General features: G+C 69.8%; 15 protein-coding genes. 6 read left to right on the forward strand and 9 right to left on the reverse strand.

The genetic code is table 11. The annotated features are described in order from the left end of the window. The first annotated feature begins 61 nt into the window (after positions 1-61). Together ABZW11_RS11285 and ABZW11_RS11290 are read left to right on the forward strand one after the other, a co-directional pair. Entirely contained in the window at positions 62-1,612 is a 1,551-nt protein-coding gene (locus tag ABZW11_RS11285) for an NAD(P)-binding domain-containing protein (protein WP_355415160.1), read from the forward strand. Further along, the gene (locus ABZW11_RS11290; protein WP_355415162.1) at positions 1,602-3,119 is read left to right on the forward strand and encodes a fatty acid--CoA ligase family protein; all 1,518 of its coding nucleotides are present in this window, start codon (positions 1,602-1,604) and stop codon (positions 3,117-3,119) included. Before ABZW11_RS11285 ends, ABZW11_RS11290 begins: the two co-directional genes overlap by 11 nt. Here ABZW11_RS11290 and ABZW11_RS11295 read toward each other — a convergent pair. From ABZW11_RS11295 to ABZW11_RS11325, 7 genes are all read right to left on the reverse strand, one after another. Next, complete coding sequence (locus ABZW11_RS11295; RefSeq protein ID WP_355415164.1) at positions 3,086-3,775, reverse strand: hypothetical protein; 690 nt, start codon at positions 3,773-3,775, stop codon at positions 3,086-3,088. The two genes, ABZW11_RS11290 and ABZW11_RS11295, sit on opposite strands and share 34 nt — an antisense overlap. Positions 3,776-3,894: 119 nt before the next feature. Next, on the reverse strand, positions 3,895-4,695 hold the full coding sequence (locus ABZW11_RS11300; protein ID WP_355415166.1) for a hypothetical protein: 801 nt from the start codon (positions 4,693-4,695) through the stop codon (positions 3,895-3,897). Positions 4,696-4,759: 64 nt separating this feature from the next. Then, a complete protein-coding gene (locus ABZW11_RS11305) occupies positions 4,760-6,043 on the reverse strand; it encodes an HEXXH motif domain-containing protein (protein ID WP_355415168.1) in 1,284 nt (427 codons plus the stop codon). Beyond that, complete coding sequence (locus ABZW11_RS11310; protein ID WP_355415170.1) at positions 6,040-7,281, reverse strand: FxsB family cyclophane-forming radical SAM/SPASM peptide maturase; 1,242 nt, start codon at positions 7,279-7,281, stop codon at positions 6,040-6,042. The genes ABZW11_RS11305 and ABZW11_RS11310 overlap by 4 nt, the downstream gene beginning before the upstream one ends. A gap of 6 nt (positions 7,282-7,287) precedes the next feature. Beyond that, positions 7,288-8,919 (reverse strand): tetratricopeptide repeat protein, encoded by a 1,632-nt coding sequence (locus tag ABZW11_RS11315; RefSeq protein WP_355415172.1) that lies wholly within the window; start codon positions 8,917-8,919, stop codon positions 7,288-7,290. A 10-nt stretch (positions 8,920-8,929) separates the two neighbouring features. Then, on the reverse strand, positions 8,930-9,820 hold the full coding sequence (locus tag ABZW11_RS11320) for an SIR2 family protein (RefSeq protein WP_355415174.1): 891 nt from the start codon (positions 9,818-9,820) through the stop codon (positions 8,930-8,932). A gap of 65 nt (positions 9,821-9,885) precedes the next feature. Next, positions 9,886-10,047 carry a hypothetical protein gene (locus ABZW11_RS11325; RefSeq protein WP_355415176.1) on the reverse strand — a complete coding sequence of 54 codons (162 nt, stop codon included), beginning with the start codon at positions 10,045-10,047 and terminating at the stop codon, positions 9,886-9,888. 186 nt (positions 10,048-10,233) lie between these two features. On the opposite strand from ABZW11_RS11325, the gene fxsT reads away from it, so the two are divergent. Together fxsT and ABZW11_RS11335 are read left to right on the forward strand one after the other, a co-directional pair. Continuing rightward, on the forward strand, positions 10,234-12,726 hold the full coding sequence (fxsT, locus tag ABZW11_RS11330; protein ID WP_355415178.1) for an FxSxx-COOH system tetratricopeptide repeat protein: 2,493 nt from the start codon (positions 10,234-10,236) through the stop codon (positions 12,724-12,726). A gap of 68 nt (positions 12,727-12,794) precedes the next feature. Continuing rightward, complete coding sequence (locus tag ABZW11_RS11335) at positions 12,795-13,688, forward strand: LysR family transcriptional regulator (RefSeq protein WP_355415180.1); 894 nt, start codon at positions 12,795-12,797, stop codon at positions 13,686-13,688. Between the two features lie 19 nt (positions 13,689-13,707). On the opposite strand, the gene ABZW11_RS11340 is transcribed toward ABZW11_RS11335, so the two are convergent. Together ABZW11_RS11340 and ABZW11_RS11345 are read right to left on the reverse strand one after the other, a co-directional pair. Further along, positions 13,708-14,439, reverse strand: a complete 732-nt coding sequence (locus tag ABZW11_RS11340) for an SDR family oxidoreductase (protein WP_355415182.1) — start codon at positions 14,437-14,439, stop codon at positions 13,708-13,710. Between the two features lie 15 nt (positions 14,440-14,454). Next, a complete protein-coding gene (locus tag ABZW11_RS11345; RefSeq protein ID WP_355415184.1) occupies positions 14,455-15,219 on the reverse strand; it encodes an oxidoreductase in 765 nt (254 codons plus the stop codon). A 179-nt stretch (positions 15,220-15,398) separates the two neighbouring features. On the opposite strand from ABZW11_RS11345, the gene ABZW11_RS11350 reads away from it, so the two are divergent. After that, on the forward strand, positions 15,399-17,741 hold the full coding sequence (locus ABZW11_RS11350; RefSeq protein WP_355415186.1) for a S1 family peptidase: 2,343 nt from the start codon (positions 15,399-15,401) through the stop codon (positions 17,739-17,741). 119 nt (positions 17,742-17,860) lie between these two features. Beyond that, the coding region (locus ABZW11_RS11355; RefSeq protein ID WP_355415188.1) for an ALF repeat-containing protein at positions 17,861-18,958 on the forward strand (1,098 nt) is incomplete at its 3' end.

The raw sequence follows: 18,958 nt of genomic DNA on the forward strand, positions 1-18,958 counted from the left end.
TCCGGACCATAGGGCGGTAATTCTCAGAAACCTCTGAGAATTCGTCCTTAGCTTCCAGATCATGGCGCATGATTACGTGATCATCGGAGCCGGACCGGCCGGGCTACAGCTCGCCGCACAGCTGGAACGCCACGGTCATGACTATGTCGTCCTCGAACGCGGGCCCGGGCCCGGCACGTTCTTCACCCGGTTCCCGCGACACCGCCGGCTCATCTCCATCAACAAGGTGCACACCGGGTACGCCGACCCCGAACAGCGGCTGCGCATGGACTGGAACTCGCTGCTCAGCGACGACCCCGACCTGCTGTTCACCCGCTACAGCGAGGAGTACTTCCCGCAGGCCGACGACCTCCTCCGCTACCTCGCCGACTTCGCGGCGAAGACCGGCGTGCGGGTGCGTCACGGCGTCGACGTCGTCCGCATCGGGCGCGGCGACGACGGCTTCACCGTCACCGACGCCGCGGGACGAACCCGGCAGGGCCGCCGCCTCATCATGGCCACCGGCGTCTCCCAGCTCAACGTGCCGCCCATCCCCGGCATCGAGACCGCCGAACGGTACGACACCTTCGACACCGACCCCGCGTCCTTCACCGATCAGCGGGTGCTCATCATCGGCAAGGGCAACTCGGGCTTCGAGACCGCCGACGCGCTCATGGCCAAGGCCGCCGTCATCCACGTCGCCGGTCCGCACTCGGTCAGGATGGCCTGGCAGTCGCACTACGTCGGCCACCTGCGCGCGGTCAACAACAACTTCCTCGACAGCTACCAGCTCAAGTCCCAGAACTCCGTGCTCGACGGCACCGTGGAGAGCATCGAACGCCTCGACGACGGCCGCTACCGGGTCGTCTTCCGCTACGCGCGTACCGTGGAGGCGCTGCGCGAGCTGCACTACGACCGGGTGATCGCGTGCACCGGGTTCCGGTTCGACGCCTCCGTGTTCGACGACTCCTGCCGGCCCGCGCTGGTCATCGACGACCGCTTCCCCGAGCAGACCTCCGCGTACGAGTCCGTCAACGTCCCCGGCCTGTACTTCGCCGGCACGCTCACCCAGCAGCGCGACTTCAAGAAGGCGACCAGCGGCTTCATCCACGGCTTCCGGTACGGCGTGCGCGCCCTGTACCGCATACTCACCAGCCGCTACCACGGCGGCGCCTGGCCCGCTCAGGAGCTGGAGCCCACCCCGGACGCGATCAGCGACGCCATCATCGAGCGGGTCAACCGCTCGTCGGCGCTGTGGCAGCAGTTCGCCGTGCTCGGGGACGTCGTCACCGTCAACGGCTCCGGGCTGTACCAGGAGGAGGTCCCGGTGGCGTACGTCGCCGACGGCGGCCTCGGCCCCGCCAGGCACCGCTTCGTCGTCACCCTCGAATACGGCGCCGGCCACGACACCGTGGACCCGTTCGACATCTCGATCCCGCGCGTCGCCGAGAACGACTACGAGAACGCCCACGACGCCAGCTACCTGCACCCGGTCGTGCGCTACTACCGCGACGGCGCGCTGACGGCCGTCCACCACCTGGCCGAGAACCTGGAGAACGAGTGGGACCTGCCGGTCGTGCACCGGCAGCCGCTGACCGCCTTCGCCAAGGAGTGCCTGGCCGATGCCGGCTGACCCGTACCCGGGCCCCGTCCTGGACCTGCTGGCCGCCGCCGGTGACCGTCCCGTCTTCGAACACGGGGACCGCGCGGTCACCGGCGCGCAGCTGCTCGCCCTGGTCCGCCGTTGCGCGGCCGGACTGCGCGCGGCGGGCCTCGGGCCCGGGGACGGGCTGGCGCTGCGGCTCGGCGTCACACCCGAGGCGTTCGCCGCGATCATGGCGTCGTACGTCGTGGGCGCCCGCGTCGTCGGCGTCCGGCCGGGCCTGCCCGCCGACCAGCTCCACCACCTGCTGAGCCAGGACATCACCGCCGTCGTCACCGACGCGAGCCCGCCGCCACCCACACCGGCCCTGTCCACGTCGGCCCTGTCCACACCGGCCCTGTCCACGCCGCTCCCGGTCACGCTGCCGCTCGGGGAGTTGCTGGAGATCCCCGACGACGGCTCGCTGGTGCTGTCCGGCCGCCCTGACGACGTCGCCAGGCTCGTCCACACGAGCGGCAGCACCGGCAGACCCAAAGCCTGCGCGCAGACGTACGCCTCCATGAACGCCGCCTGGAACGCCCGCCCCTCCGCCTGGCCGCCGGCGATCAGCGAGCTGGCCTCCCGCCTGCAGCGCTACCTCGTCTTCGGCACGCTGAGCAGCCAGGTCATGATGGAGTACGGCATCCTCACCCTGGCCGCAGGCGGCACCATGGTCGCCGCCGACCCGCCGTCACTGCCCGACGCGATCGCCCAGCACCGGGCCACGGGCAGTGTCATCACCGTGCCCCGCCTCTACAAGCTGGTGGCCGCCCAACGCACCACACCGTCCGACCTGAGCACCCTGCGCGCCCTCATGGTCTCGGGCTCCCCGATCCCGGCATCCAGACTGAGGGAGGCCCAGGAGGTGCTCGGCCCGGTCGTCTTCCACGGCTACGGCCAGACCGAGACCGGCATGATCTCCATGGCCACCCCGTACGACCCGCCTCCGTCCGTCGGCATCCCGCCCGACGCCGTCGACATCGAGATCAGGGACGTGTCCGGCGAGGACGGCGAACTGTACGTCCGCACCCCCTCCCAGGCGATCGGCTACTGGGGCGACCCGGAGGAGACGGCGGAGGTGTTCGTGGACGGCTGGATCCGCACCCGCGACCTCGGCCACTTCGACACCGACGGCCGCCTGCATCTGGCGGGCCGCACAAGAGACGTGGTGATCGTCAACGCCGAACTCCACTACATCGGCCCCATTGAACGCACCCTGGCCACCTCACCCGACGTGGCCGAGGCGTACGTGACAGCCGCCCCCGACGAGGACACCGGCGAGGCCCCCCACGCCTTCGTGGTCCCCGCCCCCGGCCGAACCCCCGACCTCGGGGCACTACGAGACCTGGTCAAGGACCGCCTGGGCGCCGCCTGCGTCCCCGCCACGATCACGTTGATCGACGAGGTCCCCACAGCCCCAAGCGGCAAACCAGACAAACGCCTCCTGAAGCCACCTCGTGTCGGTCAGTTGCGGCGGTGTTCGATGGAGGCCAGGTAGGACTGGCTGAGGCCGACCTGGGGCTCTGGTTCCGCCTCCCAGAGGAGGGTGTCGGGCCATGGCGGGATGCGGTGGTCCATGACCCGGTGGATCTGCGTCGGGGTGCGGATCTCCACGGCGTGCGGGGGGATGGCCGCGTCCGAGAACGCGTACGGCGAGGAGGGGCGGTCGGGGCCGAGGCCGCGAGGGTAGGCCTCGGCGGTGTTGACGTGCCACACGCTGGCCCGGAGGGAGAGCGAATCGACCAGCCAGAGCTCGTAGTCGTCGCGGTGGTCGGCCAGGTGGGCGATGTAGCGCGTCAGTACGGTCTGCGCGACCGTCTCGGCCCGGTCGGCCAGGGTCATCCCATGGGATTGCTCGCTGGGTGCTGGATACCAGCCTTTGGCGTGCCTGTCGGTGTATTCGATGAGATAAGCGAACTCGTCCGTCGTCTCAGGCTGCTCCGACGCGCCGAGTTGTTCGGCCGCCCGCGCCGACAGCCGCGCCCACTCGGCGATGCCGGCGTACAGGGCGGCCTGGTGGTTCTTGTAGGGAGCGCCGTCATCGTCACGGGTGGCGTTCTCATGGAGACGCGGCATGTTCAGCAGGGCCGCTACCTGGTGAAGCTCGCGGGGCGAGATCAGGCGGTCCCGCGCGTCGGTGAGATCGTTCGTCACGGCCTTCAGTTTGATGGGTCGGCAAAAGTGCGACCCAGCAAAAGCCCAAAAGATCTTCGAAATTTCTCGGCGGTGGGAGTGGTATTCCCCCGTAGTAGGAAATATCCGGATTTGTACCTTCAGTGCCGGTCTCCGGACTTCAAGGCGCTCTCAGTGGGCGGCAGAGGCAGCGGCTTCGCAGTACGCCAGATCACGTCGAACTGCTCCAACCAGTACAAATACCACTGCGGCGCATTCTTCCGCGTCAGCTCCAGATGCATCCGCCCGGACGTCGACGTATTACTCACCCCGTGGATCTCCACGATGATGACCCCGTCCCGCTGCAGCGGATTGAACGCCACCAAACTGAACCCGGGGTTATAACCGAACAACTTGAACTGCCGGCTCCCCGGCGACTGCCACGACGCCATCGCGGCCATCATCCGTTTCGTGCTGCGGATGCTGTCGGCCAGCGCCTGCAACGGATATTCCAGCCCATTGTCGAGTTGCTGGGTGGCGATGTCCACCGCCGCGGTCTCCTCGGGGTCGAGGACCACCATCTTGACGATTCCGTCATGCCGCTTCAGCACGGTCCCGCCGATCGCCCGGCAGTTCTCGTCGGACAGGAAGTTGACCCCGGAAGGAGCGAACATCCAGATTTCCCGGCTGCCCCGCAGCCGATCCTTCAAAGGCGCCTGCTCGAAACCGGTCCGGTCTTCAAGGGCTCTGTCCGAAAGCCGGCCCTCACCCCGAGGCAACGTGATCTGATGCACCAGCACCCCGACCCCGGCCAGCAACACCGCCCACTTGAACTGATCACTTACCTTGTCCCCGACCAACGTCAGGGCGGCGAAGACGATGGAGAGCAGGGAGATGACGTAGGCGTCGATATTCCTGCGCTCGCGTAAATCCTTGAGGACGCGCCGGGCAGATCGGAGCATGACACCTCCCACTTGATACTAAACCGCATAGATTGGGAGTGAGCGGTGTCATTCTCCAATTACGTCATTGATTGCGCTCGCGCCACAGCGAACGATGCCGGTCCGCCGCTCCCTCGGCCAGGGCGGCTGCCGCGGCCGGCACGGGTTCGCGCGCCCACTCGTCGAGCCGGCGCGCCATCCGGCCGACGAAGACCTCGCCCTCCTCGGTCAGCGCGCCGCTGCCGAGGAGGGTGCCCGCGACCTGGCGCGCCCCGGAGCGCCACCGGGCGAACTCCGCGTTCGCCCGGATCGCCGACTCGCCGCTCTCCAGGTGCCGCTGGCGTTCCCAGAAGCCGGTGACGCCGACGTAGGCGTACGTGCCCTGAAGGAGGCCGGAGGCGGGACGGGGGTCGGGACGCCACGGGGCGTAGTAGCGGCGGCCGTTGTCGGGCTTGGTCAGAGGCACGACGTCGAGCAGGGCCGACAGCTTGGCGTGCTGGGTCTCGTGGGTCAGCGTGACGGCCAGCGCGTGGGCGTCGGGCGGGGTCGACATGGCGATGCAGCCGAACGTCTCGCGCGAGGTGGCGCTGGCCATCCCCATGCCCTCCTGCGGCGGGGCGAGCGGGGTGAAGACGGTGATCGCCGCCGACACCTGCTTGGCCACCGGCAGGTGGTCGCGTACGAGCAGGCCCCAGCCCTCGTCGAGGAGGTCCTGCCACAGCCGCGCCTCCTGCTCGGTGAGGGGGGCGCGCAGGGCGTCGGACCCGGGCATGCGGTGCGGGTGGAGGTCGTCGATGAGGACGTCGAGCCGCTCGTCGTCGGCCTGCGCGGACAGGCCGCGCAGTGGCCGCCAGCTCGGCTCGTCGTCGCCGAGCTGGAGGAACAGGCCCTCGGCGGACACCTCCACGCCGTCGGCCGAGCAGTGCAGGGTCGCGGTGGTGACGCTTCGGCCCACGACGAACTGGCCGAGCGAGGGCAGGTTGATCACACCGTCGATCGCGGTGACGTCGAGGTCGCACGCGACGCCGGCGCGGATGGCCGCGGCCGCCGCCAGCGCGGACATCTGCTCGGGAGCGTCGAGGGTCTTGATGGTGTGGCGGGCCCACGCGGCCACGGCGGGGTGGTGCACCACGGCGTTGACCGCTTCGGGATGCGCGGCCTGGATGCCGGCGAGCAGGTCGTAGGCCCGGCGTACCTCGGGCCAGCTGCCATGGCCGGCGTTGCGCGTCGTTTCGAGCACTCCCCGCAGCAGGAGAAGGTGCTTGCTGCGCTGGGCGGCCTTGAGCTGTTCGACCGTGGCCGTTCCGCCGGCGCCCGAAGCCAGTTCGTCGAAGGCCGCAGCAGGAATGCGGTGCTCTGCGAGGTTCATCTGTGGTCCTTCTGCAGTGCGTCGTGATAGTCGCGCTGGATCGTGTCTTTGACGTGGGTGATGAGCCGCAGCAAGTCGGCGCAGTAGACCGACGGGTTGAGAAAGCCGCTGCCGGGCCGATAGCGATGAGCGTACTGGCCGCCGCCGCACACCCGGCCGACCGCGCAGGCTTTGCACGTGTCCGACAGCGCGGACCAGCCGATCTGGCGGGCCGCGATGGACGGCAGCCGCAGGACGTCATCGAAGGAATCGCGAAGGACGTGAAATCCGGTGCTGGGCGCGCCCGGGTAGGCGGATTTCAGGAAGTCCGACTGCTCGATCTCGCCGTCCGTCTCGATGACCACCATGGCGGCGGGGGACAGGCCGATCTGTTCGCTGGCCGACCCGCCCCCGAGAAGGAGGTAGATGATCTCGTCGAACAAACGCACCCTGGCTGGTTGAGCCGGCGCGGAATACCACTGATCGAAGATCGCGATCAGCCAGTCGGCGTAGGGCGTGGCGGGGTCGCCGCTGTCGAGCCCGGGAGGGGGTTCTGACCAGGTGCCGTGCGGAAGCAGCAGGTCGATGGCCGGCGGGCCGAACGCCAGCAGCGCCTGGTACGTCTCTAGGGGGTCGTTGCGCAGGTCGATCGTGCAGAGCAGGCCGCGGAACAGGTGCCGGAACGGCGGCTCGGCGAGCAGCCGCAGGCCGGCCGCGACCTTGTGGTGGCTGCCGCGGCCGTCGGCGGTGCGGCGGTTGCGGTCGTGGGCCTGCTCGCCGCCGTCGAGGCTGACGCCCACCCCGACCTGGTGCCGCTCGAAGAGCTCCAGGTACGTCCGGTCCAGCCGGGTCCCGTTGGTCTGCACGGTGAAGGCGACGTCGGTGCCGACCGCGCCGCGTACCGTTTCGACCAGCTTGTCGATCTCCTCAGGCCGTACGAGCAGGGGCTCGCCGCCGTGCAGGATCACCTCGACCGATGGGAGATCATGGGCGCGTACGTGCTCGGCGATCCGCGCCGCCACCGCGTCGACCACCTCGGGCGCCATGCGCATCGGCCGTGACCGCCAGCTCTGGTCGGCCATCTCGTACATGTAGCAATAACTGCAGGCGAGATCACATCTGCTGTGAATTTTCAGGATGAATTGCCTGAACGGGGTCGGCTGCCAGCCCTTTTCCGCCAGCGCAGCCAGGTCGAGTGTCAGCGGCCATTCGGGCAATGTCTGCCGGCCCGCGGAACGTGCGTCATGGCCGTTGAGCATAATGAATCAGTCCGGTTCGTGAAGCGTTTTCCACGCTTGCTGGGCAAGATCTGACGGAAGGCCGTTGATGATCGTTTCAGCGGCCTTGGGCGTGCTCGACCGCTGGAGCGCCTTGGCCAGCGCGATCTGGACGGACACGTCGTTGGGCGCGTAGTCCAGCGCGGTCTTGATGCGTTGGATGGCCTGGACCGAGTCGTTCTGGTCAAGCCAGAGCAGCCCTTCCTTGGTCAGCGCGCGGGCCACGCCGTCGAACCGCTGGTACTCGGAGAAGATGCCGGCCGCCTCCACGCAGTACCGGCGGGCGCTGCCGAGGTCGCCGCGGGCGTGCGCCACCCAGGCGAAGACCTCCGCCGCCTCCGCGCGTACCCACGCCTCGTCCACGTCGGCGGCGCGCTCGGCCAGCTCGGCGAGGTGGTGGGCGTGGTCCCAGTCGCGTTCCTCCACCGCCTGGCGGGCCTCCTTCAGGTACGACTCCGGCGCCTCGTACCTGGTGACGGGGGCGATGAGCCGGTCGTGGGTCAGCTCGTACCAGCGGATGCCGAGCCGTTGCTCGGCGCGGAGGAGGTGGCGGTCCTCAAGGGTGCGCGGTATCGCGTTCGGCATGCCCTCGGTCTCGATGAGTCCCTCGTAGACGGCGTTCCTGGTGCCGTGCTCGGTGATGAACGTCTTGCGCATCCAGAGGCGGAGCTTGCTCGCCGGCAGGCCGTGCTCGGCGGCCACCTCGGCCATGGTGCGCCGGTAGAAGGCCGAGAGGAACTCCTCCACCTGGGCGTACAGGAGGGCGTGCTCCTCCGTGATCTCGACGACCTCCGGGGGCAGCGACTCCCACAGGGCGGAGCACACCACCTGGAGCTGGATGGGCTCCACCGTGTCGACCTTGATGGTGGTGGTCTCGCCGGCCTCGTTCTCGAAGTGTACTTCGCGCAGGTCGTCGATGAGCAGCTCGGCGGCCTGCGGCGTCATCGTCCTGCCGGTCCGCGGCAGCGGCCCGTGCACGACCTCCAGGGCCTGTTCGGGGCTGAGCGCCTCAAGGTGGAAGCGGCTGCGCGAGCCCTGCCCGATGCGGCGCTCGTGCGGCAGGACGAGGAAGAGGTACTCCTCGCGCAGCGCCAGCAGGACGTGCAGGCCAGGGTGCCTCTTGACGGCTTCCGCCAGCTGGTCGAGGAAGACCCTGCGCTCCTTCTCCAGGATCGGCGAGCCGTGGAAGATCTCCTCCGCCTGGTCGATGGCCGCGAGGATCGGTACGGGGTCACCGTAGCGGTCCATCTGCTCGGGCCGGTCGTCCAGGAACTGCGCGATCGTCAGATCCCCGAGGTCCGGGCGGTCCGTCCAGCACGACAGCAGGGCGCGGACGTACGGGTTCCCCCCTCGGGTCGCGGCCGTGCTCATCCGAGGGGCGATGCGCGCCACGGGCAGGACGTCGGCATGTTCGGGATCCAGCAGCGGCAGCACCCCGGCGTGCAGCAGGGAGGTCTTGCCCACGCCCGACGCGCCGTAGAGCACGGTGAGGCCGGCGGCCTGCCAGAGCGTCGCGACCTCCTGCGCCTCCCGGCCGCGGCCGTGGAACAGCGCGCTCTCGTCACGCCGATAGGGACGCAGCCCGACGTACGGTTGCACCTGCGGGTCCGTCACTGGCATGCGACCGTCCTCACATCCTGCTCCGCAGTTCTTCGAAGAACTCCTCGGTACTGCCGATGAAAATCGTGATGTTCCAGCCGTCGAGATAACGCTGGAGATATTCCCGCGCCCGGCCCGCGGCATCCGCGACGGAGGTGTTCAGATCCGGCATGAGCTGTACGCTGACGTGCCGCCGTCGCATGTTCTGCGGCATCGTCTTGAGCAGCCCGTAGAACAGCACCCGGAAATTCCAGTCGCGCAGGCTGTAGCCGACGAAGAGCAGCGGACTGACGGTCATGGTGTGCAGCACCGTGCTGGGCAACGGCGAACCGGCGGACGCGTTCACCTCCACGAGGTTTCCCAGGTACGTGAGGTAGTCGTCCTCGGTGAGGACGAGCGACCGGGGATCGTTCCAGCGGCCGTGCAGGTGGTAGATCAGCGGCTCCGCCTCGGTCGGCTGCTCGATGTACGGCTTCTCCACCCCGACGTCCCACCACGAGCAGACCTGGCTGACCGGCTTCTTGCGTCCCCCGGTCTCCTGGTGCAGGGCGCGCAGCATGAAGTCGTCGTAGTTGGTGGTGAGAAATGTTTTGATGGGGAATTTCGCCAGCATCGCATGGGGGTCGGCGTCGCAGACGTCCTCGGCCGGCGCGTACTGCTGGAGATAGGTGCAGACCTCGTGCTTCAGCTCCACCGTGTCGCCGCTCACCCATGCCGCATATTGCATGACCCGGGCAAGGTCATGAGAGTCGGCGAACGGGTATTGGTAGCGGTCGGCGAAATATTGGGCGAGCTGGCCTCCTGTTGGTAATCGTCCGAAACTCGCCCCGGCGCCGAGCAGCGGTGTGCAGTCTCCCCGGCTCAGTTGCTTGATCAGCCGATCCCAGTCCGGCTCCCTCAACGCACCCGCCCCGACCGTCACCTCGTCTGCCCAAGTCTTCCGTCACATAATTGTTTTGGTTCAGGCTAGAACGTGTCCAGTAAAAGTCAAAGAGCTGATTGAAATCCTGCCACGGGACCTGAGTCGGCTTCGACCAGCCGCCGCAGGGCGTATGCCAAGGGGGCGGAATCCAGGCTGTCAAGGTCGATCAAGCTCCAGGCGCTCACGTCGATGAGGCCACCGCCGTATTCTGCGTCACTGCTGGTCATGGGCTTTCCTCGGTCCATGAGTCGTGCTAGGTCGGCCTCATCCTCCCATGCTTGTGCGGACGTGGCGAGAGCGGCCCGCCCGTGGGGTTCACCGGGGTCGGTGTGACGTCTAAGCTTGCTTTAAAGGCCCGGTCTAGCGGAGGCGGTACTGTGTCGGTTTCGCACCATTCGCCGGATTCTGCGCGCGTGCCTGCCATCTGGGGACGAGTTCCTCAGCGCAACAACAACTTCACCGGCCGCGCCCAATTGTTGCGAAATCTGCACGAAAGCTTGATGTCCAACGTCGCCGCCGTCGTGCCGCATGCCCTCCATGGGCTGGGCGGCGTCGGAAAGACGGTTCTGGCCATCGAATACGCCTATCGCTATCGCAGCGAATACGACCTTGTTTGGTATATCCCCGCTGATCAGCCGATGTTGGTGAAGTCGTCGCTGGCGGGGCTGGCGCGCGAGCTGCGGTTGCCGATCAGCGCCTCGGCGAAGGTCGAAGAGGCGGCGGAGGCGGCGCTCGACGCGTTGCGGCGCGGTGATCCGTACGAGAAGTGGTTGCTGATCTTCGACAACGCCGACGAGGTCGAGGAGATCAACACGATCGCGCCCCGAGGGCCCGGCCACGTGCTGATCACCTCGCGCAACCACAGCTGGCAGGGCGTGGTGCCCACGGTGCCCGTCAACGTCTTCCCGCGCGAGGAGAGCGTCGAGTTCCTCGTCAAGCGGGTCGGCCAGGGCATCGACGAGGCCGAGGCGAATCAGCTGGCCGAGGCGCTGGGAGACCTGCCGCTCGCTCTGGAGCAGGCGGGCGCCCTGCAGGTGGAGACCGGCATCTCCGTCGAGGAATACCTGCGGCTGCTGGATGAGGAGACCACTCGGCTGCTCGGCACCAACAAGCCGACCGACTATCCGCTGTCGATGTCGGCGGCCTGGACGTTGTCGGTGCAGCAGCTCACCGCACGCATGCCGAAGGCGGTCGAGGTGCTGCGGTGCTGCGCGTTCCTGGGGCCTGAGCCGATCCCGCGCGACCTCTTCCAGCGGCTGCCCGCCGACTACGCCGAGGGCTCGAAGCTGGCCGAGATCCTCGCCGACCCCATCCTGACCAGCCGCGTCATCCGCGAGCTGGGCCGCTACGCGCTCGTCAAGATCGACTCGGCCAACCGCACCCTCCAGGTGCACCGGCTGATCCAGGCGCTGCTGCGTGACGACCTCCCGAAGACGGAGCACGCCGCCATGCGGGGTGAGGCGCACCTCCTCCTGGCCGCCGCGGTGGCGTCGTTCGAGCCGGACGACAACGCGGCGTGGCCCCGCTACGCCGCGCTGCTGGGACACGTCTCACCGGCCGGCGTCCATCACTCCCGTGAGCCTCTGATCCGGCGGTTCGCGCTCAGCATCGTCCGCTATCTCTACTCCTCCGGCGACTTCAAGTCGGCGCAGACGCTGGTCGAGCTGTTCATCGCACAATGGCAGGCCGACAGCGGCCGGGATGACCACAGCGTCCTGGCCGCCCAACGCCACCAGGCCATCATCATCAGAGAGCTGGGGGACATCGCGGGGTCGTTCGAGCTCAACCAGCAACTGATGAACCGCATGCGCGACGTGCTCGGCGAGGATCACGAAGAGACGCTGCTGCTGCGTAACAGCCATGGCGCCGACCTGCGGTTCCGCGGCGACTTCGGAGAGGCGCTGCAACACGACCTCGACTCGTTGGGCCGCCACGAGAGCGTCTTCGGGCCTGAGCACCGGCGCACGTTGCGGGCGATGAACAACCTCGCGCTCGACTACCTGCTGCTCGGCGAGTACGACAAGGCCAGCGAGCTGCAGACCACGACCTTCGAGCGGCAGCGCGCGGGCGCGAGCGTCAGCAGCCTGAACGTCCTGTCGTCCTGGAACGGCCTGGCCCGCATCACCCGCTTGCAGGGCCAATATCGCGAGGCATGCGACCTCGGCGAGGACGCGTACGAGTTCGGCGTCGAGCAGCTCGGCCCCGAGCATCCGTGGACCCTCCGCGTCGCCAAGGACCTGTCCATCGCCAAGCGGCGTGACGGCAAGGTCGAGGAGTCGCTGGACCTCGCCCGCCGCACCTTCGACACGCAGGTGCGCAACACCGGCATGGACCACCCCGACGCCCTGGCCGCCGGACTCTGCCTGGCCAACGCGCAACGGGCCTTCGGCGAGGTCGCTGAGGCACTGGAGCTGCTGGAGGACCTGACGCCGCGCTTCAAGAAGATGTACGGCGACGACCACCCGTTCAAGTACGGCTGCGACACCAACCTCGCGCTGCTGCTGCGGATCAACGGACGCACGGAAGAAGCGGTCGACCTCGACCGGGCGGCGCGCGAGGGCCTCGACAGGAGGCTGGCACGCGATCACCACTTCACCCTCACGTGCGCGATCAACCTCGCCAGTGATCTCGCCGCGATGGATGAGCACGACCAGGCCATCCGGCTGGGCGAGAGCACGCTCGGCAAGCTGCGCACCCGGTTCGGCCTGGATCACCCGCTCACCCTGGCGGGGGCCGCGAACCTGGTCGTCGACCTCCTGCGGCTCGGCGCACAGCAGGAGGCGGACGAGCTCAAAGCCGACACCCTGCAGCGCTACCGGCGGGTCCTCGGGCGCGGCCACCCCGATGTGATCGTGGCGGAGCAGAACAGGCGGCTCGACTTCGACTTCGACCCGCCCGTGCTCTAGCGGACTAAAGGCGCCGGCCCCCGCGTTGTACCCACCGCTTACATGATTACGGGCGGTGGGAGGGGATCATGAGTCTGCGTCAGTACGAGTACGCCCTGGCCGTTGCCGAGGAGGGATCGGTGACGGCGGCGGCCGAGGTGCTGCGGGTCGCGCAGCCGTCCGTCTCCCAGCAGATCCGCACCCTCGAACGCGAGCTCGGCGTCACCCTCTTCACTCGCATGCCGACCGGCCTGGTGCCCACGGTGGCGGGGCGGGCGTTCCTGCGGGAGGCGCAGGTGGCGGTGACCGCGGCGCGGCGGGCGCGGGCGATGGCCAGGGCCGGGGCGGACGAGCAGCTGGCCGGCGAGTTGCTGGTCGCGGCGCAGATGGGGCTCGGCGCGCGGCAGCTGCCGAGCGCGCTGGCCAAGCTGCGCCGCCGGTTCCCCCGCCTGGAGGTCACGGTCTTCGAGGAGCCGAACCCGGCCGAGCTCGAACGGCTCGGCCGCCGCGGCGTGCTCGACCTCGTGCTGGTGGCCTCAACGTGCGACGAGGGCGGAGCCGACGCCTACCACCTCGGGGACGAGGAGTTCGTGGTGGTGCTGGGCGCCGGGCACCGCCTGCTCGCCGCGGACCGGGTCGAGCTGCGCGAGCTGGAGGGGGAGCCGTGGATCCGGTTCGACCGGGAGAGCGCGCTCGACGCCGTGCTGCGCGACGTGCTGCGGGACAACAAGATGGCGCCGAGCACGGTCGCGCGTGTCACGCAGACGGCGACGGCCGTGCGCTGGGCCGCCCACGGGCTGGGCGTGACGCTCGTCCCGGCCTCCGCCGTTCCGTACGGGTATGAGCAGCTCGCGCGGCCGGTGTCCCCGGTCGTGTCGCAGCCGGTCATCGCCGGGCTCAGGCTCGGGGCGGGCCCGGCGGAGACGGCCTTGCTGGAGCTGCTGCAGCAGGAGAGCTGGTCGCGCACGAGCTCTCTGGTCTAGAAGGGTCTTCTAGAAGGGTCTAGAACACGCCGCCGCCCAGGTCCACGAAGAACGTGGTGCCGTTGACGAAGCCGGCCCGCGGTGAGGCGAGGAAGTAGATGGCCTCGGCCAGCTCCTCCGGCCTGGCCGTCCGGGGGATGCCGAGGCCGCGGGCCACCGGCTCGTTGCCCTCCTCGCCGTACGCGGCCACCACCCCTTCGGTACGAACGGGGCCGGGCGAGACGGCGTTGACCCGGACGCCTCCGTCCCCGAACTCCTTGGCCCACGCTCGGGTCAGCGCCTCCAGCGCCGCCTTGGACGCGCCGTAGACCGACGCGCCCGCGTACCCCCGGTGCGCCGCGAGCGTGCTGACGTTGACGATGCTGCCCTCGCCCCGCGCGAGCATGTGCGGCACGAGCGCGGCGACCAGGAAGTAGGGGCCGCGCACGTTCGTGGCGAAGATCTCCTCGTACCCCTCCGGCGTCTGGTCGAGGGTGGCGGCGGCGGGAAAGATGCCGGCGTTGTTGACGAGGATGTCCACCGGCCCGCTCTGCCTGGCCAGCTCGGCGACCGCGCCCAGGTCCGCCATGTCGGCCTGGACGTAGCGGACGCTGCCGTCCTCCTGCGCCGCGCGTTCGGCGTCCTTGCCGCGCCGGCCGTCGCGGCCGCTGATGACGACCTCGGCGCCCTCCCGGGCCAGCCGCCGGGCGGTGGCGAGGCCGATGCCTGACGTGCCGCCGGTGACGAGCGCGATTTTGCCCTGCAATTCCATATCGTCGAACACCTTTCAACCCATCGGGAATTCGCCGCCGTCGATGATGAGATTGCGGCCGATCACATAGCCCGCCCGCTCGGAAATGAGGAACAGCACCGCGTTCGCGATGTCGTCGGGCAGTCCGTCGCGCCCCACCGGCGTGGCGGCGTGGGCGGTGTCGTTCTGGGCCGGGGCTCCGGCCATGCGCGCGGCCACCTCAGCCCACCGCGCCCGGGTCTGCTCGCCGCCGGGCGTGGCGACCCGGCCGGGCGAGACGGTGTTGACCCTGATGCCGTGCGGGGCCAGCTCCAGCGCCAGGCCCCTGCTGTAGGTCTCCAGCGCCGCCTTCGCCGCCGCGTAGTGCAGGAACGACGGCGCCTCCGGGGCGAGCGTCGCGGCCGACGAGACGTGCACGATCGCGCCCCGGCGTCGCTCGCGCATGCCCGGCACGAGCAGCGCGTCCAGCCGTACGGAGGCCAGGTAGTTCAGGTCGAGCGCGTCCTGCCACACCTCGTCGGGGATGTCGGCGCTACCCTCGTACGGCTGCGCCCCGCCCGCGTTGTGCACCACGATGTCCACGCCGCCCAGCACGTCACGCGCGGCGGCCGCGATGCTCTCGGCCCCCGCCCTGGTCCGCACGTCGGCCTGGACGAAACCGGCCCCCTCGGGCGCCGCGCTCGCCGCGGACCGCGCGGTGGTGAGCACCTGGGCGCCGGCGTCCAGGAGTTGCCGTACGACGGCCGCCCCGATGCCGCGCGTTCCCCCGGTCACCACGGCCCGCTTTCCCGCAAGTTCCATCATGTCGTCCTTTCCGTATAAACCGAATGAACGCTACGTCCGGAAAAGAACGAGAAGCAAAGAGGAAATGTCGTTGGCCTCTATAGACGGTTCCTATAGCGCGTGGGGGCAGCGAAATGTCCGGTCGATGGCCGGTCGGTGCCCTGGTTCGGCCGGGGGGCGACTTCCAGAATCGTGGCGTGAACCTCCAGCGATTGATCCGGCTCTTACCCATCACGGCCCTCGCGCTCGCGCTCTGCGCCGTCGCGACGCCGGCCCACGCGGTCCGGGGCGGCGAACCGGCCCCCGGCGGCGCGTGGGGCTTCGTCGCGAAGGTCGAGGTCGGCGAGCTGCACTCCTGCAGCGGCGCCCTGATCAGCCCGCAGTGGGTGCTCACCGCGGCCACGTGCTTCACGCCCGAGAGCCGGTCCGTCAGGACCGGCGCGCCGCCCCTGCCGACGACGGTGACGCTCGGCGGCACCGGCCTCACCGGTACGGGCGCGCGGGTGCTGCCCGCGACCTGGATCCATCCCCACGACGCCCTCGACCTCGTGCTGGTCCGGCTGGCGTTGCGGGTGGTCGACGTGCCGCCCGTCGCGATCGGCGCCGCCCCCGCCGCGGGGGACGTGCTGCAGCTCGCCGGCTACGGGCGGACCGCGGGAGAGTGGGCGCCCGACCGGCAGCACACCGCGCCCGTCGCGGTCGGAGCCGTGGGGGCGGAGTCGTTCGGCTGGAGCGGGGCGAACGGCGCCGACGTGAGCGCCTGCCAGGGCGACGCGGGCGCGCCGATGATCAGGACGGGCGGGAGCGGCCCTGAGCTCGCCGGCCTCGCCATCGGCGCCGGGCAGGGCGGCTGCCTGGGTGCGGCCGCCGACGGGGGACGCGGCGGCGAGGCGCAACGGACGGACGGCCTGGCGAACTGGGTGCGGACGACCGCGCGGGAGCCCACCGCGACGATGCGGGCGTTCGAGCACGGGGCGGAGGGGTTCGCCGGCTACGACTTCGATGACGCCAGGGACCAGGCGGTGGCCTTCGACTACGACCATTCAGGCAAGCAGGACCACCTGCTGTTCTACCGGCCGGGCGGTGAGCTGGCCACGATCGTCAAGCGGGGCGCGGAGGGTGCCTGGGCGCCGGTCTTCACCTCCACGACGGGCATCGGCGGCTATGACCTGAAGAACGCGGCCGACCGGATCGTCCCCTTCGACTACGAGGGCACGGGGAAGCTGGACCACCTCGTGGTGTACCGGCCGGGCGTCGGCACGATCCACATACTCAAGCACGGCAGCGGCACCACGTTCACGCCGGTCTTCACCTCGACCCACGACGGCATCGGCGGGTTCACCCTGAAGGACGCCCGCGACCAGGTGGTGGCCTTCGACTACGAGGGGACGGGCAAGCAGGACCACCTGCTGCTGTACCGGCCGGGGGCGCAGCTGGTCACGATCGTCAAGCGGGGCGCGGGCGGCGCTTTCACGCCGGTCTTCACCTCCACCACGGGAATCGGCGGCTACGACCTGAGGGACGACCGCGACCGGATCATCGCCTTCGACTACGACCATTCGGGCAAGCTCGACCACCTCGTGCTCCATCGACCGGGTGTGGAGATCGCGTGGATCCTGGAGCGCGGCTCGGGGGCCTCGTTCAGGGCCGTGTTCCACAGCTCGACCGGCATCGGCGGCTACGACCTGAAGAGCTCGGCCGACCAGATCATCGCCTACGACTACGACGGCTCGGGCAAGCTGGACCATTTGCTGCTCTACCGCCCGGGCTCGCGTACGGCCTGGATCCTCGCGCATGAAGCGGGCAGCTCGTTCAGAGCCGTCTTCCACAGCTCGGCGGGCATCGGCGGGTACGCGCTGGAGAGTCCCGCGGACCGGATCATCGCCTTGGACGACCTCGGCTGGGGCACGCAGAACCGGCTCTTCCTCTACCGGCCGGCCAGCAGGATCGCCTGGATCGTCGGCCGCAGCAACGGCAACCTGATACCGCGCAACATCGTCGCGTACCCCGTGCACCGCCCCGACTCCATCCTGGAGCGTTTCGCCTACCCGGCGACCTTCCGCCACGACTACGCCGGCACGTCCGGCCAGGCCGACTGGGGCACGGCCGCGGCCGAGGCGAAGAACTTCGAGTTGCTGTCGGGGAACGGCGGGATCATCTGGGTCTCGTGCAGCACCCCGTCGGAGGGCGGGGTCGGCACGCTCAAGGTCTTCCCCGGCCTGATCAACGGCGAGGGCCAGGTCGGCGAGCCGTATCTCGGCGTGATGGCGGTGTGCTTCAAGATCCTCTCGCCGAGCGGGTACGTGAAGCTGCGCATCCCGAACGTCCAGGAGGTCCAGGGCGACGGCCGCGCACCAGGAGCCGGCCACGACGTGGACGCGACCGTGCGGCACCTGGCCTCCGGCACGGAGCGCACCAAGCGCGTCGAGGCGGACGAGAGCGAGCAGTTCGGGCGTACCGACCCTCTCTGCGACGAGAGCCACCCGGACTTCCCCGACAACTGCCGCGAGACCCTCCTCGAACTGCGGGTCGTTCGCTGAGCACCCGGCCGGCCGGACCAGGGCGTCCGGCCGGCCCTTCTCCTCAAGGACGGAAGTAGACGGCGATGAATGCGTTATGCGGAAGATTTTTAGGAAGGACGGCCCTCGTCACCGGTCTGGTGCTCACGTCGGTCGCCCCGATCGGGCAGGCCGCCGCCACTGCGGCGGCTCCTGCGGCGGCTCCTGCGGCGGACCCGCCGCGGGAGCCGGTCTGTGAGCGGCAGGTGGTGCTGGAGGCATGGGTGACGGGCGGGCTGAACGTCCGCCCGAAGGCGGAGCAGGCGCTGCTCGGCGACAGGGCGGCCGTCTGCGCCTTCCTCGCCGAACTGCCCAGGCTCGCCGCCTTCGACGATCGCGAGCAGGTCGGCCGCGTCAAGGCGCTCGGCGGCCCCGAGGTCGCCGCCGCCGCCAACGCCGCCCTGCGCTCGGAGCAGCCGGGCGCGGTGGCGGCGTTCCTCGACGGCGGGTGGGAGCTGGCCCGCGAGATCGACCTGCGAGCCAGCGTGAACAAGATGAAGGCGGTGGGCGGCCCCGAGGTCAAGGCCGCCGCGAACGCGGTGCTGCGCAACGGCTCGCGCGGCGCGATGGGGGAGTTCATCGAGACGGGGTGGCGGCTGCCGTACCGGATCGATCTGCGGGCCGTCGTCAACCGCGCCATGGCCGAGGGCGGCCCCGAGGTGCAGGCTGCGGCGAACAGGGCGCTGCAGGACGGCAGCCTGGAGATGCAGGAACGGTTCGTCCAGATCGACTGGGGCGTGGCCCAGGCCAGGGACGACGAGAACCAGACGCTGAACGACCTGCGCACCAGCGCCACGGAGGCGACCAGGCGGGCCGCGTTCGAGGCGGTCTCCGCGGTGGCGCAGGCCGAGCGCGCCAAGGCCGAGTCCCTGGCCGCCAAGGCCGAGGCGGAGGACGCCGAGCGGCTCGCCTCGCTGGCCGGACGGGAGTCGGCGGAGGCGAGGAAGCAGGCGCGGCGGGCGGCCGACGCCGCCGATCGTGCCGCCGCGGCCTCGCGCGTCGCCGTCCAGGCCGCGCGGTCGGCGGCGGAAGCGGCCCGCAAGGCGGCCGGTGCGGGCGGGCGCGCGGCGACCGCGGCGGCGCGGGCCCACACCAAGTCCGACGAGGCGTGGGCGGCCGCCGCCAGGGCGGAGCTGGACGCGAACCGACCAACGCGACTGGTTGTGGCGCGAGGCCGACGATCAGGGCGTTGGCGAGGT

Source organism: Nonomuraea sp. NPDC004580 (assembly GCF_040609855.1).
In the GTDB taxonomy this organism is placed as follows: domain Bacteria; phylum Actinomycetota; class Actinomycetes; order Streptosporangiales; family Streptosporangiaceae; genus Nonomuraea; species Nonomuraea salmonea.

Coding starts and splice junctions, on each gene's coding strand:
- ABZW11_RS11285 (WP_355415160.1), top strand. CDS start 62: ATGGCGCATGATTACGTGATCATCGGAGCCGGACCGGCCGGGCTACAG.
- ABZW11_RS11290 (WP_355415162.1), top strand. CDS start 1,602: ATGCCGGCTGACCCGTACCCGGGCCCCGTCCTGGACCTGCTGGCCGCC.
- ABZW11_RS11300 (WP_355415166.1), bottom strand. CDS start 4,695: ATGCTCCGATCTGCCCGGCGCGTCCTCAAGGATTTACGCGAGCGCAGG.
- ABZW11_RS11305 (WP_355415168.1), bottom strand. CDS start 6,043: ATGAACCTCGCAGAGCACCGCATTCCTGCTGCGGCCTTCGACGAACTG.
- ABZW11_RS11310 (WP_355415170.1), bottom strand. CDS start 7,281: ATGCTCAACGGCCATGACGCACGTTCCGCGGGCCGGCAGACATTGCCC.
- ABZW11_RS11315 (WP_355415172.1), bottom strand. CDS start 8,919: ATGCCAGTGACGGACCCGCAGGTGCAACCGTACGTCGGGCTGCGTCCC.
- ABZW11_RS11325 (WP_355415176.1), bottom strand. CDS start 10,047: ATGACCAGCAGTGACGCAGAATACGGCGGTGGCCTCATCGACGTGAGC.
- ABZW11_RS11335 (WP_355415180.1), top strand. CDS start 12,795: ATGAGTCTGCGTCAGTACGAGTACGCCCTGGCCGTTGCCGAGGAGGGA.
- ABZW11_RS11340 (WP_355415182.1), bottom strand. CDS start 14,439: ATGGAATTGCAGGGCAAAATCGCGCTCGTCACCGGCGGCACGTCAGGC.
- ABZW11_RS11345 (WP_355415184.1), bottom strand. CDS start 15,219: ATGGAACTTGCGGGAAAGCGGGCCGTGGTGACCGGGGGAACGCGCGGC.